This is a genomic window from Acinetobacter sp. A2, assembly GCF_048537555.1.
In the GTDB taxonomy this organism is placed as follows: Bacteria; Pseudomonadota; Gammaproteobacteria; order Pseudomonadales; family Moraxellaceae; genus Acinetobacter.
This window is the reverse complement of the sequence record NZ_CP183239.1, coordinates 448,005-472,361: the sequence shown is the minus strand read 5'-3', so window position 1 is coordinate 472,361 and position 24,357 is coordinate 448,005. Positions and strand designations below refer to the sequence as shown.

The following is a 24,357-nucleotide window of genomic DNA, read 5'->3' as shown; positions in this document are numbered from 1 at the left end:
GCCCCTCTCTCTAACTCCCTCCCAGTGGGAGGGAGAACAATCATGAGAGTCCCATGATTGCTAAATACTAGAAGAACATTGCAGAGATCAGATTTTTATTACTTCGTCCTCTGAAAGCCCTTCCTCTAATTCCCTCGTAGGAAGGAGAACGTGGGTAGAATCCTATGATTTTAACACTACACACAAAATTCTCTCTCCCTTCGGGAGAGAGTTAGAGAGAGGGAAAAACTAGCGCACCTCAAACTCAGCTTCGGCAGGGTCAAAGCGCCACGTCCGCACAATCCGTAATTCAGAAATATCTTTCATTTTCGCATCGAATGCACCAAAAGGTGCGGCCTTACGCACCGAAGCCTTCGCTGCTTCATCCAGCATGGCATGGCCTGAACTTTCAATTAAACGAATGGCACGAATCCCGCCATTGTTATTTAAAATCACCATCAAACGGACTTCGCCAGCCAAATTCTGTGCTTTGGCTTGTTCAGGATAATAACGGTTACCGTAAAATTCGACTTTTTGACGGAATTTTTCCATATAGCCCGCAGTGTTGTCTTGCTTGGCCTGAATTCCATCAATGGTTTTAATTTTTTGCTGACGGCTAAAGTTTTGTTGGCGTTGTAAATATTGTGCCTCAATACTTGCAACCATGGCCGCCTTGGCCTGAAACTGACTATTCAATTCCTGCATGGCTTTTTTACGCTGATTTTCTGCCGCCTGCTTTTGCCAGCTAAGCGTGGTCATCAACACTTTTTCTTCAAAGTTTAATTCACGCTGTTGCTGCATACGCTCTAAGCTTTCCAGCTGCTGTTCACCTGCACTTTGCTCAGTCATAGGTGCTGGCATGTCACTAGACATGCGATGTTCTTCTCGGAAAGTACCCGAACCTTGTTGATCGGCCTGTGCTAAAAAGTCTGCATCTTCAACTTTTGTATCACTCATACGTACCGATACCGCAATTTCTTTGACTGCGGCATCGCTTTGCTGTGGTGCAGCAAATTGCACAGCTAAAATCATCACGTGCAACACAGCAGCCACGAGTAACGCAGCAGCAAAAATAGGGTCTTTCCACCACTCTTGTGAAGTAGGCATCAATTGAATTTTTTTTAGCATCACATTAATCCGACAAAATGTCCGATTCCCCAAGCCGCTAAATGCGGTATAAATCTAAGAGCAAGTTACTTTGAACAGATTTTACTTTTTTCAAAACTGCCAAGTTCATCAAAAAGCTGACTGCCGAATCTTAAAATATTAAAAATGGTGCAATTTATTTTGCTAAACTGCAAGCTTCTGTGCCTGTATTTTTAATACAATTCGATAAAATATTTGTATCTGAAAAGAATCAATGAACGACCTGGACGCCGTATGCAAAGCCTGATCACCAATATCTCTCAACGTATCCGACAAGTGTACCAAAAAGCGGAAGGATTTATTGAGGATGAACGTGAATTTCCATTATCTCAAGTCTTCTTAAATGCGACTTTTCAGCGCTTTGTGACTGATAATGTGAAAATGTTGCAAGATCTGCATGCAGACTTACACGATGACTGGTTACGCCTGTACGCTACGCTGGACTATAACGGTTTAAACATTACCCTTTCGGTTGATTTAAAACTGGTACAGATGGAGCTGAATAAAAACACACAACTGATTGTGTTTGAACAAATCAGTGACACCCAAGTAATTGATGCCAGTTATCCAAGTGTTTTTCATAAAATTGCCGTGAAATGTGCCTTGTTCTACTATCAAAAAATACGCAATGACGACCCTTTGGGGATGATTTTAGAAAAACTTAAAGTCATTAAAGTCAAAGATGACTTACTGCATTTGGACTTAAACCGCTGGCTAGGCAAAAACCGCTCGATCATTGACACCTTAGGCAAAGTTCACGTGAATCACGCTGTATTACGTGAAGCCGAATTGGTACTGATGGGCAACGTCAATTTAACGGCATTGTTCCGTAAAATGTCTGAAGAAAGACTGGATGACCTGAGTGAAACCCTAGAAGATACACAAGTGACACCATTGAAACAAAAACAAAGCTAATGCCTGCCTTGCTCATCGTATCTACTAAATTTGGTTAAATTTTGGAAGAGAATACATACAGGAAAACTACATAAGCCGCATAATTTCCAATTTTCTCTTCATATTCAATGCGTATAATGGCAACAAGCAAGCAAATTGCATCTCCCTACATACAGAGGAAATATCTCAGCAATGGCAAATCATGTATTGAAAACAATGGGTATGGCAGCCGGTGTGTCCACAGCACTGTTCTTGGCTGGTTTCTCTAGCCAAGCATTTGCCATGAGTCCTTTCCAAGCTAGTTACCAGTTTAACTACAATGGTAAAAACTTGGGTTCTGCAACACGTACCTTAAGCAAAACAGGCAATCAGTGGAATTATGTATTTGCAGCCAAAGCAGGTGTGATTGCATCTGCCACTGAAACCAGCCGTTTTACTTTTAATGACGGTAAAATTGGCTCGTCTAGTTTTAGCCGCAGCAGTAAAATTTTGGTGCATAACAACACCATGAATATTAATTTTAATCCTGCTGCAAAAACCATTAACACCAAAAAAGACAGCGATGCACGCTCGTTTGCGTGGAAAGCAGGTGTGTTGGATGAACTCAATGCAGAATTGCAAATTCGTGAAGACTTAAAAAGTGGCGGTTTAAAGTCGAGCTACTATATTGCTGACAACAAAGAAGTTGAATCACGTCGCTTTATTAAACAAGGTTCAGAAAAAATCAAAACCAATTACGGTACGTTTGACACCATTAAAGTGGTTCTTAAACACAACAAACCTAACCGTGACACGATTTTCTGGCTTGCACCAAAACTTGACTACTTACCTGTAAAAGTCACCCACCAAGACAAAGACAAGTCTTATGGATTATTGCTAACAGGTTATAAAGGCCCAACCAACTAATTCTCAACATAGCTGCTGAGCAAACTCGGCAGCTATTCACCATTTGGTAAATTGTTCTTGCATTTTTTCAGGTGCTTTTTAAAATACGCTTTTGCTTTAAAAAGCACCTGCCCTTGAGGATTCTCCCGTGCATGCACTAGAACAGAAAATTTTAGCTGAAGGTATCGTTTTATCTGAGACGGTTCTCAAAGTCGATTCTTTCTTAAACCATCAAATTGACCCTGTGATGATGCAGCAAATTGGTCAAGAATTTGCGCGTTTATTTAAAGATGCAGGCATCACCAAAATTATTACCATTGAAGCATCAGGTATTGCACCTGCAGTCATGGCAGGTTTAGAACTGGGCGTTCCTGTAATTTTTGCACGTAAATATCAATCTTTAACTTTAAAAGATGATTTATACCGTTCTAAAGTGTTTTCATTTACCAAACAAACGGAAAGCACTATCGCCATTTCAAACAAACACATTCATGCTACCGACAAAGTGTTGGTCATTGATGACTTTTTAGCGAATGGTCAAGCAGCACTGGGGCTGGCAGATCTGATTCATCAAGCCCAAGCAGAAGTGGTCGGCATTGGAATTGTGATTGAAAAATCATTCCAGTCTGGTCGTGAATTACTCTTAGAAAAAGGCTACCGTGTCGAGTCATTGGCCCGTGTTAAATCCTTGGCAAATGGTACAGTTGAATTTGTACGTGATTAAGCCTTGCTCGCAGAAGCAATAAATCTAGTCATGACACAAAATTAAATCTCAAAAAGAGCGCTACGGCGCTCTTTTTTTAGCCCTATTATTTTGCAAACTTAAGCAACTCATTTACATATATTTTATTTACAAAATGACAGCGCTACGCCATGCTGAACCTCTTAAACAATAGTGTGTAAATCTCTTAAATATAAAGAAGGGAAAGATTACTCACTCTTTTGACATCCTGCTTGCAGTTATGCAAACAGCATCAGTACAAGGCATTTTACAGTCATGACACAAGACAATCCGTTGATGGAACACAGTATCGTCTGTCCAAAGTGTGGCTCAACCCAAGTTGAAAAACGCGACCATGAACAAAGCTTACAAAAAATTGGTGGAGTCTTATTAGGCTCGGCAGGAACAGCGGCTGGAACCGTCGGCGGTGCTGCCTCTGGTGCATCAATTGGTGCTGCAATTGGTACTGTGGCAGGGCCTCTTGGGGTGATTATGGGTGGTACCATTGGCACTTTTGTAGGTGCAATTAGTGTTGGAATCACTGGCGGCTTTTTAGGGCATCGCTTTGGTAAAAAAGCAGGTGTAATTGTCGACCAAAATATCTTTCTTGATTTTCATTGTCTGAAATGCAAACACCGTTTTAAAGAACAAATCAAACCAAACCAATCTTAAACACACCAAACGTAGATTTTCATATAAAAAAGTGCTGTATAAAACAGCACTTTTATCACATCTTTTTATTATTTTACTTGTACATTTTCGGCTGCAATTACTGGCTTTTGAGCTGCTAAATATTGAACTTCTGCAGGTTGTTTTTGGGCTGGTTGTTCTTGGGGGAAGTTCAGACTGTGTACAATCTCAGTTGCAGCTACACTCGACCACGAACAGCCTAAACTCAATACAGCTAAACCAATTAACACTAACTTATTCATTTCCACTTTTCCTCAATCTCTCATTTTTACAGCAATCCATTGTGCTTAATACATATACCTGCACAAAAAATGCTGCGTGAACCGTGACAGAAAATTCTGCTTTTAAAGTGGCTATTAAATGTGAAAAGTGAAAGACTGAATATCACTAAAAATAGTGATTTTACGTGAAAAGTAATTTGTTTTTTTTGCATAAATAAAAATACTCAAATTACCGCAGCCAATGAAGCTCAAATACAATCAAGGTGTAAAACATTCTATTCGTTTTACACCTGAGTTAATGATTCAGAAAATTACATTCCTTGTAACTTTTTCACCATTTCGCCTAAACGTTGCCCTTGTGCTTCACACAAGATTTTTTCATCCTGACTCAAAGCCTGATCGTGGCGTGGGCCACTCACATGAGTTGCCCCATACGGTGTACCGCCTGTCTTGGTGTTGGATAACGCAGGATGTGCATTGTGCAAGCCCATGATCATCATGCCATGGTGAAAAAGTGGCGGTAACATAGTCAGTAAAGTGCTTTCCTGTCCGCCATGCATCGAACCTGAAGAGGTAAACACACAGGCAGGTTTATTATGTAACGCACCATTCAGCCACAGACTGGTGGTTTGATCCCAAAAGTATTTCATTTCTGATGCCATATTGCCAAAGCGTGTTGGCGAACCTAAGGCTAAACCTGAACAATTGGCCAGATCATCCAAAGTACAGTAAATATCGCCTTCTGCTGGAATACTTGGCTCAGCTTGTTGTACAACAGTTGAAATATTGGGTACGGTTCTAATTTTAACAGGCATGCCACTGGCCTCTACTCCATTGGCAATTAAATGTGCCATTTCCTTAGTAGAACCATATTTACTAAAGTACAAAACCAGAATATATGCTTGCATCATGCGAATAAATCAGACTAAAAATGAAAACTATACGGTATTTTGCTGCTTTTTTGGTTAAGCTTAAACATGAAAACACATAAAGATGATTAAAAATTGAGACAGCGACTGTATGATTGTTGAGTATTTAAAGAAACTGCCCTTCTATGACAAAAAATGGTTTCAATTTGTCTTATTTGTGCTGCGTCGCTTTGAAGCCGACCGCTGCCGTGAACAAGCAGGTTCTTTAACCTACACCACCCTGTTTGCGGTTGTGCCGATGCTGACCGTTTTTTTAGTGATCATCTCTTCCATTAAGGCACTTGAACCTGCACGCCAACAATTACAACAGCTGATTTACAGTAACTTTTTACCTAAAACCACCATCGCATTCGACAAAGCCTTAAGTGCTTTTACTGATAAATCTAGCAACCTCACGATTATCGGGATTCTGTTTTTATTCATTACCACAGTGATGATGCTGACCAGTATTGAAACCGTGTTTAATCGCATTTGGCGTGTCAAAGAAACCCGTGGTGGCATTATGGGTTTTATGCGTTATTGGACCATTATTTCTTTAGGACCTATTTTGCTGGGCAGTGCCTTTGTTATTTCATCCACTTTGGCATCTATGAATGTACTCAGTAATAACTTTGCAGGTTATGAGCTCAACGGTGCGTTTATTTTATGGCTGATTTCATTCGCACTGACTGTTTTAGGCTTTTTTATTCTAAACTGGACGATTCCCAACCGTAGTGTGCCTGTAAAAGCCGCCCTAATTGCAGGTGTTTTTAGCGCAGTGGTGTTTGAATTATTAAAAAACCTGTTTGGTTTTATTATGTCCAACTTCACCAGCTATGAGCTGATTTATGGTGCATTTGCGGCTGTGCCTATTTTCTTACTGTGGATTTTTCTGTCTTGGAACATCGTACTCTTAGGTGTCGAAATTAGTTATGCCCTGACCGCATTTGAAGCCAGTCGAGAAAAAAAATGCCATCCCCTACTTATGCTTTTAGACTTGCTGGAATTGTTCTATAAAAAGCAAATGCGTGGCGAGAGTGTGAGCGAGGCAGAAGCACTGGATGTTTTAGGCCGCAATGAAATTGGACGCTGGCCATCTTATGTATTGATGTTGGAACAACAAAATTTAATTAAGCGCACTGAAAATGATGAATTCGTGTTGGTGCGTAATTTGTCTCAGGTGGATTTTTGGAGTTTTTATTCAAAATTACCTTACTCTTTACCACGCCGTCAGGAGTTAGCCAATGTGTATCCTGATGATGAATGGATGCAAAAACTAGGGCCTATTTTAATTGAATCTGACGACTACTTAGCTGCCAAACTTTCCATTCCGTTATCTAAAATTTTTGAAGCGAAATAACGGCTAATCTAGATCATTTCAATTTTTAGCAAAAACCATTTTCAAGTTTAGGTATGCAATTCACTAAATCGCTTGAAGATGGTTTTTGCTTGATTGCAGATAAAGTCTGCCAAACCACAACCCAACCGAATTCAAACCGAGCAGCACAGCTTATTTGCTTTGCTTTACCTGAGTTTTATTTTTAAACCAACCTTGTGCATTGACCATCAACACGCCCAACATGACCAAAATTGCCCCGACGATAAAACTTTGACTCAGACTTTCATTCAATAACCAAACACCAAACAACACCCCGAATAAAGGGGTTAAAAATGAAAATACGCCTAAGCTAGAGGCTAAATATTGCTTCAACAACCAAAACCAAGCCAAATAGCTAATAAATGAAATCAACACAGCATGAAAAACCAAACTTGCCCATGCAATAGCAGTCCAATGAATGTCTGCTTGCCCGAGTGCATACGCCATAGGCAATAAAATCAGAAAGCCACCTACCAATTGATAAAACAGGGTTTGCGTTGCAGGTGCTTCAGACAAACGGCTTAAACGTACAGCTATCGTGGTGGCTGCCCAAAGCATACCTGCACTTAAGGCCAGTAAATCACCAAAAAGCATTTGGCTGAAGTCTTGCTGTTGAGATTCAGCACGCCACAAAAACGTAACCGCAATCCCGACAAAAGCCAAAATAATTCCGCTCCACTGCAAAGGAGATAACTGCTCTGCAGGTAGTTTCCAATGTAAGCCTAAAGCCACAAAAATAGGTGCGGTATATAGTAAAACCACCACGTGCGAGGCAGAGGTATATTGAATAGCTTGCCCTAGCATAAAAAATTCTGCGGCAAACAACACCCCGACCAATATGCCGGGATACACATATTGCGCTGCAAGCAATTGCGTATTTCTTGCCATCCACAACAAAGGCAACACCATGATGGCAGATAAACCTGAGCGTAATGCCAATTGCATTAATGGAGAAATATCAGGTGCGGCCAGCTTCAGCACCACTTGTTGTAAACCCCAAAAGACGCACAAAATAAGCATCATACTACTGGCTTTTGCATCCAGTGCTTGGCGTGAACTCATGGCTGAACCTGATTTAAACAAAAAATAGACTTTCAAATAAGCGGCGAACTCAACCCAAATAGCTTGGTTGATTAAATACGCTTGAGTAGGTGAAATATTTTGGCATTATGCGTGAGTTCGCATAAAAAAAGCGACCTTAAAAGATCGCTAATTTTAAATAAGATATGGGCTTAATCGTCTGTTGCAAAAGCAATATCACTGAGTCCGGCTTCACTCGCACGTGACATCACTTGCGCTACAGTATCATAACGCGCTTCTTTGTCGGCTCTTAACACCACCGTTGGTTGCTGAGCTTGCTGACTGGCGCTGTTAAAGCGGGTTTGCAACTCATCTAAGCTAATAATTTGATCATCCCACGCCACTTCACCATTGGCATTGATACTGACCTGAATTTGCTCAGGTGGTAAATCGACAATCTCTGCAGTCGTTTGCGGCAAGGTTAATGGTATAGATGGGTTGGCAACGGTCGCTGTCACCAAAAAGATGATCATCAATACCAACATAATGTCGATCAGGGGAATGAGGTTCATCTCATTCATGCCTGAGTCGTTGTCTTCACCCAATTGAAAAGCCATTAAACCTGACCTCCCACCAAACTTTGTTGTGTTGCTTTCACTTCTGTTTTTTGCACAGATGAATCTTGCTGCAACATGGTATCAATCAACAAGCTGTGTGCATGATCTTGCAGATTGTTCGATAAGGTACGGTTCACGCGTGAGCAAATGTTGTAGGCAATCACTGCTGGAATTGCGACTGCCAAACCAAAGCCTGTCATAATTAAAGCTTCACCCACTGGGGTTGCGACTTGTGCCAGTCCTGCCTGCCCACTTTTACCTACGGCAACCAGTGCATGGAAAATTCCCCAAACCGTACCGAATAAACCGACAAACGGTGCAAGTGAGGCAATTGTACCCAATACCGACACCCCTTTTTCTGCCGATGCTTTTTCTACAGAAATTTGACGCAATAGGGCCTGTTCTGCAACCGCTTTGCGCTGTTCAAAACTTAGTGGCGCCAGTTTTGCCTTAAGCTGATTTAAAGCCTGAGACAGTTGAGCATAAGCTTGTTGCTTCAATTGGCGCGTGCCCATCAAACGTAATGCGAAGATGGTCCATGTCGCAATCGACATCGCCAATAACACGAAATACAGTGTTTTGCTGACTGCATCTGCATGTTGCCAATAGACGGAAAAGTTCATACTCGAACTCCTGTTAAGGTTAGCCGTTAGGGTTCAATGTCAATTCAAAAGGCTGCTCAGCACGAATTGGATAAGCAACGCCATTTTCTTTGTACGGTTTGAATTTTGCACTACGCACAGCGCGTAAAATCTTTTGATCTAAAGCAGGTAAACCACTGGAACGGGTGATTTGTGCATGGGTAATTGCGCCTTTTTCATTGGCCTCAATGAGAACTACCACTGTTCGGGTTTCACCTTGTAAATCGCGGTTACTATAAGTTGGTTTTGGTGAGCGACTCCATTGCACCCCTGACCCACCAATTGAAACTGTTTTAGGTGCGGCTGGCACGACAGGTGCGGGTGCAACAGGCGCAGGAGTTGGTTTAGGTGCGGCTTGTACCACCTTAGTTTCAGTCACTGTCGCTACAGGTGCAGGTTTCACAACACGCTCGACAGGTTTTTCTACGGGTTTTGCCACAGGCTTAGGCGCTTCCGCTTTTTTCACCTGCTGTACTTTTTCCACTTTTTTAGGTGGCGGTGGTAACGGTTTTTCTACCACTGGCACTTCTTTCACTGGCTGCGGTTTTGGTTTTTCTGGTTGCGGCTCAGCTTTAGGTTGTGGCGGCAAAGGTTTTGGAGGTTCTTGAATTTTTACAAAGCGGACTTTTAAAGGTTCTTTTTCTATTGGCTTTAAGCTTGGGGTTGGCATCTGCCCCAATGCCCACAACACGCCCACGTGTCCCAATGCAACCACGGCTAAAGCTGTTACAACTTTCTTTTTCATGGTGTGGGATGTATGCGTCATAGCGTTGGGAGATTGGTTCATTAAAGTCAGCGACCTTGAAAAGCAATTGCCAAACCATCACAGCTTATACGATCAAACTGATCGGTTAGCACAATTAAAGTAACGCAATAATAAATGAGAAGTGTTTTCATTTGCAACTATTTTTTAATAACACGTGTGAATAATCACACAATATGCTTATTAATAAACAATTAAAACAAATGTTATAACATTACAATTGTAGCATAAAAAAACATGCCTAGACGGCATGTTTTTTGTTCAATCTTAAGATGGCTTTACACCCTATTGAAATACAACAGTTTTGTTGCCATCTACAATAATACGGTCTTCTAAATGCCATTTGACTGCACGAGCCAGTACATTACGTTCAACGTCCTGCCCCAATTCACGCAGTTGGTCTACCGTAAAGTCGTGGTTCACACGCTCTACATCTTGCTCAATAATCGGGCCTTGGTCTAGGTCTGCAGTCACGTAGTGTGCCGTTGCGCCAATCAACTTCACGCCTTTTTCATAGGCTTGTTTGTACGGGTTCGCTCCAACGAAAGCTGGCAAGAAAGAGTGGTGAATATTGATCACTTTCATTTCCCACTTAGACACAAACTCTTCATCCAGAATTTGCATATAACGCGCCAATACCAGCAAATCATTGCCTTGCATCAATTCATCAATTTGAGCATAAGCTTCACGTTTATTTTCTTTATTTACAGGTACTACTTCAAACGGAATACCAAAATTTTCTACCGCTTCACGCAAGGTGTCATGGTTCGACACCACTTTTGTAATTTCACAAGGTAAGCCGCCACGTGAATGACGCCATAACAACTCTAGCAAAGCATGATCGACTTTAGACACCAAAATGCCGACTTTTTTCACATCGCTGACTAAGGCCAAACGCCACTGCATGTCATAGCGTTCTGCCACGTTAGATGCAAACGTTTGCAATAAGCTTTCTTTACGGCTTTGCAAATGATCTAGCTCAAACTCAACCCGCATGAAATAACGCCCGCCCTGTGCTTCTGTTGCGTATTGATCAAGCGCAGTAATGTTAGCTCCCTGATGATACAAAAAGCTTGATACAGCCTGCACAATACCCGGTTTATCTTCACAGGTAATCAGTAAACGTGCAGTATTCGCAGTCGTCATATTCATGTTGTTTTAAGTCACTACTTGGTTAAATTGAAAAACAAGCCGAGTATTCTAACGCGTTTCTCAGACATTCTAAATAGCCATTCACAGCCGCTTAGTCGGCTTGGGTATTTTTACTGGATGATAAACTTGCAAACAGTTCAGATGAACCTAATGTTTCCAATAATCGCTCATAAGTCGCACGGCTTTCACCACGTAAATATGCCCCCTCAAGAAACAACATTTGACGCAAAGCCTGCCATACCCATTTTTCTTCTAAATGATTGGAATCGGTAATGTGACCCGACATATATAAGAAGTTGGTCCAGTTGGTCAGCACAATCCAGATATTAATAATTAAGGCTTCAATTTCCGACTCGGTCATTTGCATGAGTCCTGCATCCACAAAGGCCTGATAAATTTTCTGCCCCTGCTGCATGACCTGCCCTGCAAAACGCGGATACATTTTGCGGAAATCTTCATTGGTTTCGACCAAGTGATAGACATCACGATGCAAAAAACGATAGGCCCATAACTGACTGCTGAGTACCTGAAAATAACGAATTTTATCGTTGGCATCCAAACCACGGCTTTCAGGTAAGGCCAGCATTTCTAAAGTTTCCTGCTGGTATTGCTCCATCAACTCTTTAATAATTTCGTTCTTATTGCGGAAATGATAATACAAATTCCCCGGGCTCATACCCAGTTCAGCCGCAATATGATTGGTTGTAACTGAACGCTCACCACGCTCGTTAAACAATTGCAAACTCAATTGCAAAATACGTTCTTTGGTTTTCAACGTTTTGGTTTGTGACATCCTAAAAACAACCATTCTTTAAAATTTGGGGGAGCGAAAACATAAAGTCACTTGACTGTTTAGAGTAAATACTCTAAAAACTAACTTATATTGCTTTTATTGAATGGTAACATGCCATGAACAGTCAAACAAAAACAACTTCAATGACCCCTCATTCACCCGATTTACAACGTCTGGATGATATTTTGGCATTGCAGAAATATGCGTATCAACGTCATCCTGTCCCAAGTGCCAAAGAACGCATTGAGCGTTTAGCTCGCTTAAAACGTGTCATTGTGAAATATCAAGACCAATTTGCTGAAGCGATTAATCGTGACTATGGCAACCGTGCCATTGCAGAAACTAAAATTGGCGAGCTGCTGACTTGTTTAGAACATATCAAATACTACAGTAAAAACCTAAGCAATTGGATGAAACCGTCTAAACGTCAAGTCGGAATCATTCACCAACCTGCAAAAGCATGGGTACAGTATCAGCCTTTAGGGGTGATTGGCATTATTGCACCATGGAATTATCCATTATTACTGTCTTTAGGCCCACTCATTTGCGCCTTGGCAGCAGGCAACCACGCCATGATCAAAATTTCCAGTGCCTCGACCCATTTTGGTCGGGTATTGGAAAATGCCTTGAGTGAAGCGTTCCCACAAGAACTGGTGGCAGTGATTAATGGCGGTGGTAATCTTTCTGACGCCTTCAGCCATTTACCTTTTGACAAAATGATTTTCACAGGCTCTACCGAAGTCGGTAAAACGGTAATGGCTGCAGCATCCAAAAACTTAGTTCCTGTCATTTTAGAACTTGGTGGAAAATCACCTGTTTTGGTTCACCCTTCTAGCGACATGGCCGATGTTGCTCAACGTCTTGCCGTAGGTAAACTTTGGAACGCAGGTCAAACCTGCGTTGCGCCTGACTATATGTTCCTGCCTAAAGGTAAAACTGCCGAATTTATGGAACATTTTGAACGCTATGTGACGGAAATGTATCCACACATTCGTGACAATCAGGACTATACCGCCATTATTAATGACAAACAGTACCGCCGTTTGCAAGGTTATTTGGAAGATGCCCGTGAACGCGGTGCCAATATTATTGAAATTAATCCGCAAAGTGAAAATGTCGCTGCAACCCGCAAAATGGCGCCTACCGTACTGACCAATGTCAGCCCAGACATGCAAATTATGCAAAACGAAATCTTCGGGCCAGTGCTACCTATCTTAGAATATGATCAAATTGATGATGTAATCGAGTTTATTAATAGCCGACCGCGTCCTCTTGCTTTATACTATTTCGACTTTGATCAGGCGCGTGCCGACTATGTCGCACAGCGAACCCATTCAGGGCATTTCGGAATCAATACTGTATTGACCCACGTTGCACAAGATGACCTACCGTTTGGCGGTGTTGGCGCATCAGGGATGGGGAAATATCACGGTCCTGAAGGTTTTTTCAGCTTATCACATGAACGGTCGGTAATGTCTAATCCGAAGCTATATAGCTTGAAGTTCATTCTTCCCCCATTTGATAAGCCGATTCATCGATTGATTTCGAAGACGCTGCTTCGCTAACTGATCAAGGCATGAGCTATCAAACTAGCTCATGCTGTTTTTGAAGAAAATCGCTTGTCTTTTAAGCGTATTTTTGATATAAAACGCCCCTTGAATGAATTCATCCGTTTATTTTTGACTGGCCATACAGATTTGCTGTTGGCTAAATCAATGGAGTTACACCATGTCTAAGGTTTGCCAAGTTACCGGCAAGCGTCCAGTCGTTGGTAACAACGTCTCACACGCCAACAACAAAACTAAGCGCCGGTTCGAGCCGAACCTGCACAACCACCGTTTCTGGTTAGAAAGCGAAAAACGTTTCGTACGTCTTCGTTTAACCACTAAAGGTATGCGTATTATCGACAAATTGGGCATTGAAAAGGTTGTTGCTGACCTACGTGCTCAAGGTCAAAAGATCTAAGTAAGGAGTCAAGACAATGCGTGATAAGATTCGCTTAGTGTCTACAGCGGGTACTGGTTATTTCTACACCACTACTAAAAACAAACGTACTATGCCGGAAAAAATGGAAATCAAAAAATTTGATCCAAAAATCCGTCAACACGTGATTTTCAAAGAAGCTAAAATCAAATAATTTTGGCTTTTTAAAAAAACGACCTGAATTAGGTCGTTTTTTTTGCACTTTTTTTGCCCCACTTGTTAAAATTTCCTCGCATTTTCTTTTGGCACTGTTTGTGCTTGTCTTCACATAAGGTTAACCATGGCTTCAGGAGTTTCTCGTGCCGCATGATGTAGAACTCATTATCTTACTTGCCGTTGGTTTTGGCTTGGCGCTGGTATTTGGTTATATCGCTGCTCGTTTACGCCTGCCGCCGCTCATGGGCTATTTAATTGCTGGGGTGATCATTAGCCCCAACACCCCCGGAATTGTTGCCGACATCCATTTAGCCAACCAACTGGCAGAACTTGGGGTAATGTTCCTCATGTTTGGCGTGGGCATGCACTTTTCCCTGAACGATCTCATGCAAGTTCGACGTATTGCCCTGCCTGGTGCAATACTACAAATTGCAGTGGCGACCTTATTGGGTGTGGGTGTGTCGATGATGTGGGGTTGGAGTTTTGGCTCTGCGCTCATCTTTGGCTTAAGCCTGTCCTGTGCCAGTACCGTTGTTTTGCTCAAAGCCTTAGGAGATCGCGGCTTACTTGACTCCGTTAACGGTAAAATTGCTGTGGGTTGGTTATTGGTTGAAGACTTAGTGATGGTCTTGGCCTTGGTACTGCTTCCCGCAACAGCCGTATTACTGGGTGGACAAGCCATTGAAGGTGCAAATGATGAAAATATCTGGCTGACTTTGGGGCTAACCTTACTTAAGGTATCAGGCTTCATTGCCTTTATGCTCATTGTGGGCAAACGCCTTGTGCCCTTTATCATGCAAATTGTGGCACGTTTGGGCTCTCGGGAACTATTCACCTTGACTGTAGTTGCAGCAGCAGTATCGATTGCCTTTGGTGCCTATAAAGTCTTTGGCGTATCAATGGCGCTCGGTGCATTCTTTGCGGGTATGGTGGTGAAAGAGTCTGACTTTAGCCATCGTGCCGAAGAAGAAACGCTTCCACTACGTGAAATTTTCTCAATCCTGTTCTTTGTAGCCGTAGGCATGCTGTTTGACCCACGTATTTTAATTGAAGAACCGATACACGTACTGGCTGTGGTCGCCATTATTATGGTGGGTAAAACCATTGCGGCAATGGCTTTGGTGCTGTTCTTTCGCTACCCACTCAACACGGCCTTAACTGTAGGTGCAAGCTTAGCGCAAATTGGTGAGTTCTCCTTCATTTTGGCAACCTTAGGCGTATCGCTACAACTGTTGTCGCTGGAAGGCCAAAACCTGATTCTGGCAGGAGCACTCATTTCTATTACACTCAACTCTTTTGTTTTCTCTGCAATTGAACCCGTGCAAAACTGGATTCGGGAACGCTCTTACTTGGCACGTTTACTGGAACGTAGCAGCGACCCATTAGCGATGCTACCCGATGAAGTCTCACAGGACTATTTACGTGATCAGGTCGTGATTGTTGGACATGGTGAAGTCGGACGTCGTATTACCCAAAACCTCATGGCTGAAAATATTAAGGTCGTTATTGCCGAAGAAAACCGTGAAATTGTAGAAGATTTGCGTGCCAAAGGCATTGCTGCGGTCAGCGGAGTTGCGACAGAAGCAGGTGTGCTGATTCAGGCGCATATCCAGCATGCAAGACTGTTGGTGCTTTCGCCTATGGATATTCTGGACATTCATAAAATTGTGGATATTGCCAAAACCCTCAACCCTGAAATTCAGGTCTTGGTTTGTGCAGAAAGCAAAGCTGAAGCCGAAGTGATTCGTAAGGACAACATTGGTGAGGTGTATTTCGCCAAAGAAGAAATGGCGAAAAATATGAGTAATTATATTTTAAATCAAATTGAAATTGCGCATCATCAACCACCAACGCATTAAGCCAAGTTTGGACTTATGGCGATCTAAGCCAGATATAAAACAAACAAAAAGCGCACTTTAAACAGTGCGCTTTTTATATGAACGATTGCTTTCTCTGCTGATCTAGCAAGTTCACTGAAGCATACAGATCAACTCATAAATTTTGGCTGCTCATCCACAATTTCTGCATGCCACTCATTGACCTGTTTTTCCAACAAGCCAAATAATGCCGCCTGAATCATGTGCTGGGCAACAACAGCAGTCTGATCACCCAATAAGGCTTTGACTTCGTCATTGAACTGGATTTTCACTAACGGCTCTTTCTCTGAGCCTGCATTACGCAATGCCAACTCACCGCCTTCAAGCTGCACCAGCTCCAAAATAGCTTCCTGATTACCAAATAATTCTTTCAATTGCTCTATAGACATATATCCTCCATGCTCGACATGGCGGCAAAGGCGCTTGCACTTTGCATCGTTCAGAATATTTATATCGGGCTGATCAGAAATTTTTCAAGGGCTCTTGGTCAGCTTAAAACTCTACCATCTCATTGCGAAAACCATCAATCAATTGGGTTAAGTCTCGATGCCATTCGCGTAAAATTTTGATGTCTGGCAACCATGCTTGCGGCGTTTGCGTGACTTTAATAATTAAATTAGATGATGTTTCATCTTCAGGTTCAGGCGCACTCGGTTCTGGTGTGTACTGACACAAGCGATACGCTCGCTTTAACTCTGCAATAAAGCCCGATTTACTCAGTTGCTGTAAAATAGCCACTTCAGGCGAAATCTGCCCTTTTGCGGCCATTAATTCTTCAATCGATTTAAGGGTCGGATTGCTGTCATTCAGGCGATAATAACGTACCAATTCCTGCAAAAAAGCCAGTACTGCGCCATGCAAATGAAATACCGCAGCTTCACGATGCGCCTGCGCTTGCTGAACGTGTTCGGTTTGTTCTGCCTGTTGGCACGAAAGGCGGGCGAAATATAATTTCTGATTGGTACGATCTGCATGAAAACGAGCAACACGAGACATGAGCCTTTCCTCAATTTAGCGGTCTAAGAGCTTTAGATTAAACCGATTTTTACATGATTCCCAATAAAAAAAAGACTGTTTTTATACAGTCCAAAATGCGCACCAATACCGTGCCCATATCAGAATTTGCATTAGAAAATGCGCATAAAAAAGGAGCATTTTTTGCTCCCTTTGAACTATTTTGAGGCAGGCTTATCTTCCGCCGCTTTGACTCGAATACCATGGCCATGCAGACGCAATGTGTTCAAGCCTTTAATTGCTTTCACAGCTTCACGTGCATGCGGCATTTCTACAAATGCAAACCCTTTCGACTTTCCTGTTGCCGCATCCAGCACCAACGTACAAGATTCGACTGTGCCGTATTCCTGAAAAAGTTTTAATAACTCTTCTTCAGTAACCGTGCGCTCTAAACTACGAACTAAAATTTTCATCTTACAACCTTAAAATAGGCAAAAAACATCAAAAAGCACTCGCCTACTCTACTTTTTGCAGGAAACCATGTGACATAGTTTAATCGAGATCAATGCCAAAATCTAAATTAATCGCTTGACGTTCCACCAAGGCGCTTTTAACCGTTTGCTGACGGGGACGGTGATGGGTTTCCATGCTACACAACTGACGGGTCAAATCATTCAAAAAATAACTGTCTAGCTTGCGCCCCTGTTCGTCTACCGTGTCTCGCGCCCACAAATTCAGATTTTGTTTGGTTAAAATCAGTTCATTTTGGGCACGGGTCAAGGCCACATACAACACGCGACGTTCTTCTTCAATATCATCAAAACTGCCTTGCGCCCGTGCGTGTGGATACTGCCCCGGTGTCACATTGGCCACATAGCACACTTTTTGTTCTGTACCCTTGGCAGAGTGAATCGTAATCAAAGTGACAACATCAGTATCTGACTGACGTTCAATTTCTGAAATAGATACAGGATCGAGTACGTACTCTTCTAAAAATTCACTTAACTGCGCATGCTTAGCCGCCAATTGTTGCACCAACTGAAAATCGCCCTCACGACGATTCCAGTCTTTTTTATAATTTTCTGCCAATTGTTCCTGAATAGCTTCAATCCCCAAACCGACACAAGCAGCAACTTCATGCCGTAAAACATCCATCTGCTTCATAATCAGTAAAGTTTTTTCAGGCAATTTTCCAAACTTTTCCAACTTTTCAATAATTTTATCCATGCTCGGTTCAAGCAATAGTTGTTGTGCCAACTTACTTGCACCGACATCACCCACGCCATTCCACAAGGTCAGAAAACGCATCCATGCAATATCATCTAAAGGATTGGCAATGACCCGCAATAAACTGAGCAAGTCTTTCACATGCGCAGTTTCCAACAACTTCATGCCACCAATAAAACGATACGGTACACTTGCCGCAATACATGCCGCTTCAATATGCCGTGCAGCAAAACTGGAGCGTACCAACACCATGTGATCTGACCACGGTGCACCTTCCAAGAAATGTCGCTCTTTAATATCAATGGCGATCCATTTAGCTTCATCAAACTCATTTGGAAAATTATGCATTTTCGGCTTGATGCCATCACCACGATGCGCCTGCAATCGTTTGTTATAGCGAATTTCACTTTGCTCCAGCAACCAATTAGACAGGTCTAATATTTCCTGAGTGGAGCGATAATTTTGTTCCAGTTTAAAAATTTGAGCATTCGGCACACGTTCAGTGAAATGATGAATATTTTCAAAATCCGCACCACGGAAACCATAAATCGACTGCGCATCATCACCTACGCAAAACAGATTGACCCGATCTTTTAAGGGTTCAAGCAACGCCCATTGCAAAGGATTGGTGTCCTGCATTTCATCGACCAGCAAGTGCCGACAAATGGATGCGACATAATCGACCAGACCTTCAGATTGTGCCAATGCCGATGCCACCACAGCCAAAATATCGTCATAATCTAAAAAACCACGCGCACGTTTACGGCTTTCATATTCCTGCATGATCTCAGCAATTTGGTCTTTCATTGCCAAATATTCAGGCTGTTGTTTTTCTAATGCCACACTCAATTTTTGGCGGGTATTTCGCGCAAAAGAATATAAATCACATAACTCTTGAGGCTTAGGCAACTGACTTGGGTTTTTCTTATCATCTTTGCCACGAATTAAACGGAACATCATTAACTGATCATCACGATCAATAATTGAAAACTGCTCTAATCCAAATGCTTTAGGGATACGGCGCAGCAAATACATACAAAAAGTATGGAAAGTCGAAGCACGCAAGCCCTTAGCTTGCTCACCCAATGCTAACTCAACCCGCGCCACAATTTCACTGGCTGCACGACGGGTAAAAGTCAAAATTTGAATCTGATTAGCAGGAATACCCTGATCAATTAAATACGCTGCACGTGCCACAATGGTTTTGGTTTTGCCACAGCCTGCCCCTGCCAAAACCAGACTATGTTGATGTGCTGTGGTGGCTGCTTGTTTTTGTTGGGGGTTCAATTCATCAATTAGGCTGGCTAAACTCATAGTGACTCATCGTGCTGGGTGGATGAATAGTTTAACAGATCGGTTTAAAAATAAGCCCACGAATATCAATAGTGCATTTCATACACTCAGCATACTTTTACACAGGCTGTATCGTGAGTTGTGGATAAGTACAGGTTTATCCTCAGGCTTATTTCCAGCCCAGTTCAATAGCGGTAATTTCGTTGATGCGTGTTTGCTCCAACGACTCAGGCATTTTACTTTTGCTTTGTGAAAGCGGGATATAACCTGCCATTAACTCGGCTTGCTGCTGTGGATATAAAGGTTGTTGATTCGGTGCTGCATAGCCAATTGGGTAAATTGGCTGACCTGTAGCCAAGTCGTATTTGTCTGTTGCACCAAAGGCATGTAGTAATTCATGCACCATCACCATAGTATTGCGCTGACTGTGCGCATTGGAGGCGAATAAATTTACTGAGCCAATTTTGCCTTTTTGCAGTGCGGTGGAGTATTTTAAAATTTGGGTTTGGCTTGGATCATAATAATTCAGATACAGCGTTACAGTTGCCGCACCATCTCTCCCCTGTCTTTGCTGCCAAGCATAAAAACGAAACTTTAAACTCCAAAGAACAGTACTGAGTAAAGAGGCATCCGTTGGGACTTTAGGTGGTAACTGTTTAAGTTCACGGCCTAACTTAAAATACAGCGCAACTGGTTGCCCGCGATACTGCTGTGATGCCTGTTTAAGATAATCTTGTGCCGTATGTAAATTGACGATATTTAAGCCATTGATATAATTTTGTGTGTTTGTCCGTCCATCGGCATTAATGGGGTGTAATAATACGATGACCGGCTTAGTCCAGTCTTGATTCTGATCACGCCATGCATTGACTGCAACAACCAGTAAAACCAGCAATAAGCACAAAATTCGGATTTTTTTCCACATGAGTTACAGCAACACTAAGACATCAGTTTGCCGACTTTAACACGACTAGCATCACCGGAAAATTCCAACCAACCACTATGTATTGAAAGTATAGCTGCTTGTGTGTTTTCAAAACCCTGATTTTGAATATTAAAGTAGGGATCATTTTGCTCAATATGCTGAATAATCTCTGAAACTTTAGCCCACCCCGCCTGATCAGCAAGCTGTTGAATTGTTTTTTGGACAAGCTTGACGAAAGTACTAAAGCTACGCTTTCTTAGGTACATTTGACTCCCCTGTAATTTGGTTTCAAATAGACCTAAGGCTTTAATTAAACCAGAGAGCTTATCGTAACCATAATTTCGGGTATCAAAATCAGGTTTAACCGAGCTGATATAAGTACCAATCGCACCTAAATAAGCCCAACCACTGTCATCGGCATTTTCTTTAACCGCTTTATAAATCAGATTTAAAGTATATTTATCAATACTCTGTGCAATATCTGCAACTTTATTATTTTTTTCTTTCTGATCAGGCTCTTCTGTAGCCGTAGCTTTTTCTGCTTCAGAAACCAAGTTCTCTACATAAATAAATTTATCGCAAGCTTTGCGAAAAGCTTCAGGTGTATTACTACGTCCAAAACCATAAACGATTAGACCACTTTCACGAATCCTAGATGCCAAAGGAGTAAAATCACTGTCACTAGATACAATACAAAAGCCATCTAAAGCCCCGCTATACAACAAGTCCATTGCATCGATAATTAAAATCATATCGGTGGCATCTTTGCTTTTGGTATAAGCAAATTGTTGCACAGGGGTAATGGCGTGCGGTAAAAGTACATCACGCCAATTTTTCAGACTTTCGCTACTCCAGTCACCATACACGCGCTTCACACTGGCGATGCCATATTTCGCCACTTCTTCCAACACAGACTCAATCGAATTGACTGAGGAATTATCTGCATCAATTAAGATGGCGAATTTTTTTGGCTTCAATTCCATAACAGACCGTGCTAAGCCTCAACCCATTTACCTTCTTGGTAAACTAATGACCATTTGGTTTGTTTGCCTTCAGGTGTTTCTGAACCAATATATTGCGCTTGGTTCTTACGGCTAAATTTCACCAAAGTTGGATTGCCTTCTGGGTCTGCATCGGGTGCTTGCAAAATAAATTGATATTTTGGATCAAGCTGTTCTGCCACCGTACGCAACTCAGCCACTTTCGGGGCACGGGTTTCACGCACTTTCGGGAACTTGCTAGCTGCCAAGAATAAACCTGCTGCACCATCACGTAGTACAAAAAAGTCATCGTGTTTGGTCGAGCGTAAATGCTCCATTTTAATTGGATCAACGCGCGGTGGCGCAGGTTGACCATTCTTGAGCACTTTACGCGTGTTTTCACAACTGGTGCAGGCAAAATAAGGGCCAAAACGACCTGTTTTCAGCTGCATTTCGCCATCACACTTGTCACAAGGAATGGTTGGACCATCATAGCCTTTAATTTTGAACTCGCCTTCTTCAAGCTCAAAACCTGAACAGTCTGGGTTATTCCCACAAATGTGCAGTTTACGACCGCCATCAATTACATAACTGTCCATGGCTGTTTCACAAATTGGACAGCGCTTTTTAGACATCAAATCTGCGGTTTCAGCGGCATCATCATCGGATAAGGCGGCAAGTGATTCTACAGGTGTCAGGTTCAGCGTTCCCTTACAACGCTCTTTCGGTGGCAAGTTATAGCCTGAGCAGCCTAAGAATACGCCTGTCGTACCTGTACGAATCTGCATTGGTCGTGAGCATTCTTTACAATGTACTGCATCGACCTCTACAGGCAAGTTACGGCGCATGCCTTGTTCGCCCTGTGCATTGGTTAAACGCTGTTTGAAATCGCCATAAAAACTGTTAAGCAAATCTTTCCAGTTACGTTCACCATCTGCAACTTTATCTAGCTGACCTTCAAGGTCTGCAGTAAAGTCATAGTTCATCAAGTTATTAAAGCTTTCATCCAAACGGTCGGTTACAATCTCGCCCATTTTTTCTGCAAATAAGCGACGATTTTCCAGTTTCACATAACCACGGTCTTGAATGGTCGAAATAATCGCAGCATAGGTCGATGGACGCCCAATGCCTTTTTTCTCAAGCTCTTTGACCAAAGAAGCTTCGGTAAAACGTGCAGGCGGTTTAGTAAAGTGTTGCGATGGATCAAGCTTTTCTAATTTAAGAATTTCACCCACTTTAACGGCTGGCAACAGCACATCATCATCCGATTTGTTTTGGCCACGCACTTTGGTAAAGCCATCAAAAACCAGTGTACGGCCTTTGGCTTTTAACTCTACGCCATTGGCATCAACTAAAATGGTTGATGATAAATATTCTGCAGGTGTCATTTGACAGGCAACGAACTGACGCCAAATTAAGTCATACAAACGCTGTGCATCACGCTCTACACCTACCAAGCTGTCACCTTTCAGCGCAACATTAGATGGACGAATTGCTTCGTGCGCTTCTTGTGCGCCTGCTTTATTGCCATAACGGTTAGGTTTTGCAGGTAAATATTTTTGACCAAACTCGGATTCAATATGTGTGCGTACCATATTTACGGCATCATCACTCAAGAACGTCGAGTCCGTACGCATATAGGTAATAAAACCTGCTTCATACAGACGCTGTGCCAACATCATGGTTTTCTTGACTGAAAAACCAAGACGAGTACTGGCTGCTTGTTGTAGCGTTGAGGTGATATACGGTGCACTCGGATTAACTTTGGTCGGTTTATCTTCACGTGCAGATACGGTGTATTGCGCATCTTTAATCAAGTTCAGTAAAGCATCAGTTTCGGCTTTGTTGCGTAACTTGAGGGTTTTACCCGCTTGCTTCACCGCTTCTAGACGAATGTCATCTTTTGCAGATTTGGTATCTGCAAACACTTGCCAGTATTCTTCAGGGACGAAAGCACGAATTTCACGCTCACGCTCTACCACTAATTTAACCGCAACCGACTGTACACGCCCTGCCGATAAACCACGGGCAATTTTTTCCCATAACAGCGGAGAAATCATAAAGCCAACCACACGGTCTAAGAAACGACGCGCTTGTTGTGCATTGACTTTATTGGTATCTAAACGCGCAGGGTGCTTAAACGCTTCCTGAATGGCATTTTTGGTAATTTCGTTAAACACCACACGCTGATAACGAGAGTCATCGCCACCAATGACTTCTTTTAAATGCCATGCAATGGCTTCCCCTTCACGGTCCAAGTCCGTTGCGAGATAGACTTCATCGACCTGCGATGCCAGTTTTTTTAATTCCGCAACGACATTTTCCTTGCCTGGTAGCACTTCATAATGTGCTTTCCAGTCATGTTCAGGGTCGACGCCCATACGGTTGACTAATGCTGATTGAGCTTTTTCAGCTTTCTGAGCCTCGGTCAGCTTGGTTCGGGTGGTGGTTTTCTTTTCTGTGGTTTTAGCACCGCCACTGGTTGGTAAATCACGCACGTGACCTACCGAAGACTTCACAATGTAGTCCGAACCAAGATATTTATTGATTGTTTTCGCTTTTGCAGGCGACTCCACAATCACTAAGGCACGTTTGTGACCAGCTTCAGATTTGGCTGCTGTGCTTTTGGATGTGGACCGAGGAGCGTTCGCCATAAGTAACCGTATTTCCTATTTAATGGTTTAAAAATTAATGTTCTGCCAAGCCATGTAAAAAGGCTTTCATTTCATCTAACTGAGTAGCACGAAGGTCGGCTTCTTCATCCCAATAGATTCCTACACAGTTTGCCTGCATATCAATAGCATAAATGCCCTTTAATGCAATGGGTAAGCCCTGAAATTTCTCATCGCCATGCAGCACATTAAGCTTTTGATCTGTCACTAAAGCACGCATCAATGGTAAACGAGCATCGGCGATTAAGACGCTATAATACGCCACCATACTGGCACGTGATTCCGTTGCTTTCGGGATTTTGGTCCAGTCGGGTGCAACCACCAAACGTGGGTGTAGTCCCATTTTTCGGGCTTTCTCACGCATTAGTCCCAAAGCTTTTTCTCTTGGGCTTACACGCAGACCAAAAATAGAGCCCATCACAAATACAATGACGGCAACGGCAACCCAAATTCCAGTATTTTCCATAGTACAACCTTTCTAT

General features: G+C 42.4%; 26 protein-coding genes. 9 read left to right on the top strand and 17 right to left on the bottom strand.

The window, feature by feature from the left end; all coding sequences use genetic code 11:
* Positions 1-228: 228 nt before the first annotated feature.
* The gene (locus tag ACNS8M_RS02140; RefSeq protein WP_171525687.1) at positions 229-1,086 is read right to left on the bottom strand and encodes an energy transducer TonB; all 858 of its coding nucleotides are present in this window, start codon (positions 1,084-1,086) and stop codon (positions 229-231) included.
* Between the two features lie 273 nt (positions 1,087-1,359).
* On the opposite strand from ACNS8M_RS02140, the gene ACNS8M_RS02135 reads away from it, so the two are divergent.
* The 4 genes from ACNS8M_RS02135 (at position 1,360) to ACNS8M_RS02120 (ending at position 4,297) form a co-directional block, all read left to right on the top strand.
* Positions 1,360-2,040, top strand: a complete 681-nt coding sequence (locus ACNS8M_RS02135) for a hypothetical protein (protein WP_168526024.1) — start codon at positions 1,360-1,362, stop codon at positions 2,038-2,040.
* Between the two features lie 171 nt (positions 2,041-2,211).
* Positions 2,212-2,925, top strand: coding sequence for a DUF3108 domain-containing protein (locus ACNS8M_RS02130; protein ID WP_168418533.1), 714 nt, complete (start codon positions 2,212-2,214; stop codon positions 2,923-2,925).
* 127 nt (positions 2,926-3,052) lie between these two features.
* Positions 3,053-3,628 (top strand): xanthine phosphoribosyltransferase, encoded by a 576-nt coding sequence (locus tag ACNS8M_RS02125; RefSeq protein WP_168418532.1) that lies wholly within the window; start codon positions 3,053-3,055, stop codon positions 3,626-3,628.
* 273 nt (positions 3,629-3,901) lie between these two features.
* A complete protein-coding gene (locus tag ACNS8M_RS02120; protein WP_168541444.1) occupies positions 3,902-4,297 on the top strand; it encodes a hypothetical protein in 396 nt (131 codons plus the stop codon).
* A gap of 68 nt (positions 4,298-4,365) precedes the next feature.
* On the opposite strand, the gene ACNS8M_RS02115 is transcribed toward ACNS8M_RS02120, so the two are convergent.
* Both ACNS8M_RS02115 and wrbA read right to left on the bottom strand, forming a co-directional pair.
* On the bottom strand, positions 4,366-4,557 hold the full coding sequence (locus tag ACNS8M_RS02115; RefSeq protein ID WP_168418530.1) for a hypothetical protein: 192 nt from the start codon (positions 4,555-4,557) through the stop codon (positions 4,366-4,368).
* A 290-nt stretch (positions 4,558-4,847) separates the two neighbouring features.
* Complete coding sequence (wrbA, locus tag ACNS8M_RS02110; RefSeq protein ID WP_168418546.1) at positions 4,848-5,444, bottom strand: NAD(P)H:quinone oxidoreductase; 597 nt, start codon at positions 5,442-5,444, stop codon at positions 4,848-4,850.
* A 112-nt stretch (positions 5,445-5,556) separates the two neighbouring features.
* Here wrbA and ACNS8M_RS02105 point away from each other — a divergent pair, with 112 nt between their 5' ends.
* Positions 5,557-6,804, top strand: a complete 1,248-nt coding sequence (locus ACNS8M_RS02105) for a YihY family inner membrane protein (RefSeq protein WP_168418529.1) — start codon at positions 5,557-5,559, stop codon at positions 6,802-6,804.
* A gap of 150 nt (positions 6,805-6,954) precedes the next feature.
* Here the strand turns inward: ACNS8M_RS02105 and ACNS8M_RS02100 are convergent, their stop codons facing one another.
* The 6 genes from ACNS8M_RS02100 to ACNS8M_RS02075 form a co-directional block, all read right to left on the bottom strand.
* Positions 6,955-7,884 carry a DMT family transporter gene (locus tag ACNS8M_RS02100; protein WP_168541442.1) on the bottom strand — a complete coding sequence of 310 codons (930 nt, stop codon included), beginning with the start codon at positions 7,882-7,884 and terminating at the stop codon, positions 6,955-6,957.
* A gap of 170 nt (positions 7,885-8,054) precedes the next feature.
* The gene (locus ACNS8M_RS02095) at positions 8,055-8,459 is read right to left on the bottom strand and encodes an ExbD/TolR family protein (protein ID WP_168418527.1); all 405 of its coding nucleotides are present in this window, start codon (positions 8,457-8,459) and stop codon (positions 8,055-8,057) included.
* Entirely contained in the window at positions 8,459-9,082 is a 624-nt protein-coding gene (locus ACNS8M_RS02090; RefSeq protein ID WP_004976156.1) for a MotA/TolQ/ExbB proton channel family protein, read from the bottom strand. Before ACNS8M_RS02090 ends, ACNS8M_RS02095 begins: the two co-directional genes overlap by 1 nt.
* 19 nt (positions 9,083-9,101) lie before the next feature.
* The gene (locus tag ACNS8M_RS02085; RefSeq protein WP_168418526.1) at positions 9,102-9,887 is read right to left on the bottom strand and encodes an energy transducer TonB; all 786 of its coding nucleotides are present in this window, start codon (positions 9,885-9,887) and stop codon (positions 9,102-9,104) included.
* Positions 9,888-10,148: 261 nt separating this feature from the next.
* Positions 10,149-11,015 carry a formyltetrahydrofolate deformylase gene (purU, locus tag ACNS8M_RS02080; RefSeq protein ID WP_168418525.1) on the bottom strand — a complete coding sequence of 289 codons (867 nt, stop codon included), beginning with the start codon at positions 11,013-11,015 and terminating at the stop codon, positions 10,149-10,151.
* A gap of 91 nt (positions 11,016-11,106) precedes the next feature.
* Positions 11,107-11,808 (bottom strand): TetR/AcrR family transcriptional regulator, encoded by a 702-nt coding sequence (locus ACNS8M_RS02075; protein WP_168418524.1) that lies wholly within the window; start codon positions 11,806-11,808, stop codon positions 11,107-11,109.
* A 116-nt stretch (positions 11,809-11,924) separates the two neighbouring features.
* On the opposite strand from ACNS8M_RS02075, the gene ACNS8M_RS02070 reads away from it, so the two are divergent.
* From ACNS8M_RS02070 to ACNS8M_RS02055, 4 genes are all read left to right on the top strand, one after another.
* Positions 11,925-13,373, top strand: a complete 1,449-nt coding sequence (locus ACNS8M_RS02070; RefSeq protein WP_286429508.1) for a coniferyl aldehyde dehydrogenase — start codon at positions 11,925-11,927, stop codon at positions 13,371-13,373.
* 163 nt (positions 13,374-13,536) lie between these two features.
* Positions 13,537-13,773: a 50S ribosomal protein L28 gene (gene rpmB / locus ACNS8M_RS02065; RefSeq protein WP_004976147.1), complete on the top strand. Its 237-nt coding sequence runs from the start codon at positions 13,537-13,539 to the stop codon at positions 13,771-13,773.
* 16 nt (positions 13,774-13,789) lie between these two features.
* Complete coding sequence (rpmG, locus tag ACNS8M_RS02060) at positions 13,790-13,945, top strand: 50S ribosomal protein L33 (RefSeq protein ID WP_003654787.1); 156 nt, start codon at positions 13,790-13,792, stop codon at positions 13,943-13,945.
* A 145-nt stretch (positions 13,946-14,090) separates the two neighbouring features.
* Positions 14,091-15,806, top strand: coding sequence for a cation:proton antiporter (locus ACNS8M_RS02055; protein ID WP_168418522.1), 1,716 nt, complete (start codon positions 14,091-14,093; stop codon positions 15,804-15,806).
* A 128-nt stretch (positions 15,807-15,934) separates the two neighbouring features.
* Here ACNS8M_RS02055 and ACNS8M_RS02050 read toward each other — a convergent pair whose 3' ends face one another.
* The 8 genes from ACNS8M_RS02050 to ACNS8M_RS02015 form a co-directional block, all read right to left on the bottom strand.
* Positions 15,935-16,213: a hypothetical protein gene (locus ACNS8M_RS02050; protein ID WP_004976142.1), complete on the bottom strand. Its 279-nt coding sequence runs from the start codon at positions 16,211-16,213 to the stop codon at positions 15,935-15,937.
* A 103-nt stretch (positions 16,214-16,316) separates the two neighbouring features.
* Positions 16,317-16,820 (bottom strand): DUF6586 family protein, encoded by a 504-nt coding sequence (locus ACNS8M_RS02045; RefSeq protein WP_419225071.1) that lies wholly within the window; start codon positions 16,818-16,820, stop codon positions 16,317-16,319.
* Positions 16,821-16,996: 176 nt separating this feature from the next.
* Positions 16,997-17,251: an RNA recognition motif domain-containing protein gene (locus ACNS8M_RS02040; protein ID WP_168541438.1), complete on the bottom strand. Its 255-nt coding sequence runs from the start codon at positions 17,249-17,251 to the stop codon at positions 16,997-16,999.
* Positions 17,252-17,330: 79 nt separating this feature from the next.
* Positions 17,331-19,319, bottom strand: coding sequence for an ATP-dependent helicase (locus ACNS8M_RS02035; protein ID WP_419225070.1), 1,989 nt, complete (start codon positions 19,317-19,319; stop codon positions 17,331-17,333).
* 148 nt (positions 19,320-19,467) lie between these two features.
* Positions 19,468-20,223, bottom strand: coding sequence for a hypothetical protein (locus ACNS8M_RS02030; protein WP_419225069.1), 756 nt, complete (start codon positions 20,221-20,223; stop codon positions 19,468-19,470).
* A gap of 14 nt (positions 20,224-20,237) precedes the next feature.
* The gene (locus ACNS8M_RS02025; protein ID WP_168541432.1) at positions 20,238-21,206 is read right to left on the bottom strand and encodes an NYN domain-containing protein; all 969 of its coding nucleotides are present in this window, start codon (positions 21,204-21,206) and stop codon (positions 20,238-20,240) included.
* A gap of 11 nt (positions 21,207-21,217) precedes the next feature.
* Complete coding sequence (gene topA, locus ACNS8M_RS02020; protein ID WP_419225068.1) at positions 21,218-23,857, bottom strand: type I DNA topoisomerase; 2,640 nt, start codon at positions 23,855-23,857, stop codon at positions 21,218-21,220.
* 34 nt (positions 23,858-23,891) lie between these two features.
* Positions 23,892-24,341 (bottom strand): ammonium transporter, encoded by a 450-nt coding sequence (locus ACNS8M_RS02015; protein WP_168418517.1) that lies wholly within the window; start codon positions 24,339-24,341, stop codon positions 23,892-23,894.
* Between the last annotated feature and the right edge of the window lie 16 nt (positions 24,342-24,357).

Excerpts from the sequence above, each read along its gene's own strand:
- ACNS8M_RS02140 (WP_171525687.1), bottom strand. The coding sequence starts at position 1,086 with ATGCCTACTTCACAAGAGTGGTGGAAAGACCCTATTTTTGCTGCTGCG.
- ACNS8M_RS02135 (WP_168526024.1), top strand. The coding sequence starts at position 1,360 with ATGCAAAGCCTGATCACCAATATCTCTCAACGTATCCGACAAGTGTAC.
- ACNS8M_RS02130 (WP_168418533.1), top strand. The coding sequence starts at position 2,212 with ATGGCAAATCATGTATTGAAAACAATGGGTATGGCAGCCGGTGTGTCC.
- ACNS8M_RS02120 (WP_168541444.1), top strand. The coding sequence starts at position 3,902 with ATGACACAAGACAATCCGTTGATGGAACACAGTATCGTCTGTCCAAAG.
- ACNS8M_RS02115 (WP_168418530.1), bottom strand. The coding sequence starts at position 4,557 with ATGAATAAGTTAGTGTTAATTGGTTTAGCTGTATTGAGTTTAGGCTGT.
- wrbA (WP_168418546.1), bottom strand. The coding sequence starts at position 5,444 with ATGCAAGCATATATTCTGGTTTTGTACTTTAGTAAATATGGTTCTACT.
- ACNS8M_RS02105 (WP_168418529.1), top strand. The coding sequence starts at position 5,557 with ATGATTGTTGAGTATTTAAAGAAACTGCCCTTCTATGACAAAAAATGG.
- ACNS8M_RS02100 (WP_168541442.1), bottom strand. The coding sequence starts at position 7,884 with ATGAGTTCACGCCAAGCACTGGATGCAAAAGCCAGTAGTATGATGCTT.
- ACNS8M_RS02095 (WP_168418527.1), bottom strand. The coding sequence starts at position 8,459 with ATGGCTTTTCAATTGGGTGAAGACAACGACTCAGGCATGAATGAGATG.
- ACNS8M_RS02090 (WP_004976156.1), bottom strand. The coding sequence starts at position 9,082 with ATGAACTTTTCCGTCTATTGGCAACATGCAGATGCAGTCAGCAAAACA.
- ACNS8M_RS02085 (WP_168418526.1), bottom strand. The coding sequence starts at position 9,887 with ATGAACCAATCTCCCAACGCTATGACGCATACATCCCACACCATGAAA.
- purU (WP_168418525.1), bottom strand. The coding sequence starts at position 11,015 with ATGAATATGACGACTGCGAATACTGCACGTTTACTGATTACCTGTGAA.
- ACNS8M_RS02075 (WP_168418524.1), bottom strand. The coding sequence starts at position 11,808 with ATGTCACAAACCAAAACGTTGAAAACCAAAGAACGTATTTTGCAATTG.
- ACNS8M_RS02070 (WP_286429508.1), top strand. The coding sequence starts at position 11,925 with ATGAACAGTCAAACAAAAACAACTTCAATGACCCCTCATTCACCCGAT.
- rpmB (WP_004976147.1), top strand. The coding sequence starts at position 13,537 with ATGTCTAAGGTTTGCCAAGTTACCGGCAAGCGTCCAGTCGTTGGTAAC.
- rpmG (WP_003654787.1), top strand. The coding sequence starts at position 13,790 with ATGCGTGATAAGATTCGCTTAGTGTCTACAGCGGGTACTGGTTATTTC.
- ACNS8M_RS02050 (WP_004976142.1), bottom strand. The coding sequence starts at position 16,213 with ATGTCTATAGAGCAATTGAAAGAATTATTTGGTAATCAGGAAGCTATT.
- ACNS8M_RS02045 (WP_419225071.1), bottom strand. The coding sequence starts at position 16,820 with ATGTCTCGTGTTGCTCGTTTTCATGCAGATCGTACCAATCAGAAATTA.
- ACNS8M_RS02040 (WP_168541438.1), bottom strand. The coding sequence starts at position 17,251 with ATGAAAATTTTAGTTCGTAGTTTAGAGCGCACGGTTACTGAAGAAGAG.
- ACNS8M_RS02035 (WP_419225070.1), bottom strand. The coding sequence starts at position 19,319 with ATGAGTTTAGCCAGCCTAATTGATGAATTGAACCCCCAACAAAAACAA.
- ACNS8M_RS02030 (WP_419225069.1), bottom strand. The coding sequence starts at position 20,223 with ATGTGGAAAAAAATCCGAATTTTGTGCTTATTGCTGGTTTTACTGGTT.
- ACNS8M_RS02025 (WP_168541432.1), bottom strand. The coding sequence starts at position 21,206 with ATGGAATTGAAGCCAAAAAAATTCGCCATCTTAATTGATGCAGATAAT.
- topA (WP_419225068.1), bottom strand. The coding sequence starts at position 23,857 with ATGGCGAACGCTCCTCGGTCCACATCCAAAAGCACAGCAGCCAAATCT.
- ACNS8M_RS02015 (WP_168418517.1), bottom strand. The coding sequence starts at position 24,341 with ATGGAAAATACTGGAATTTGGGTTGCCGTTGCCGTCATTGTATTTGTG.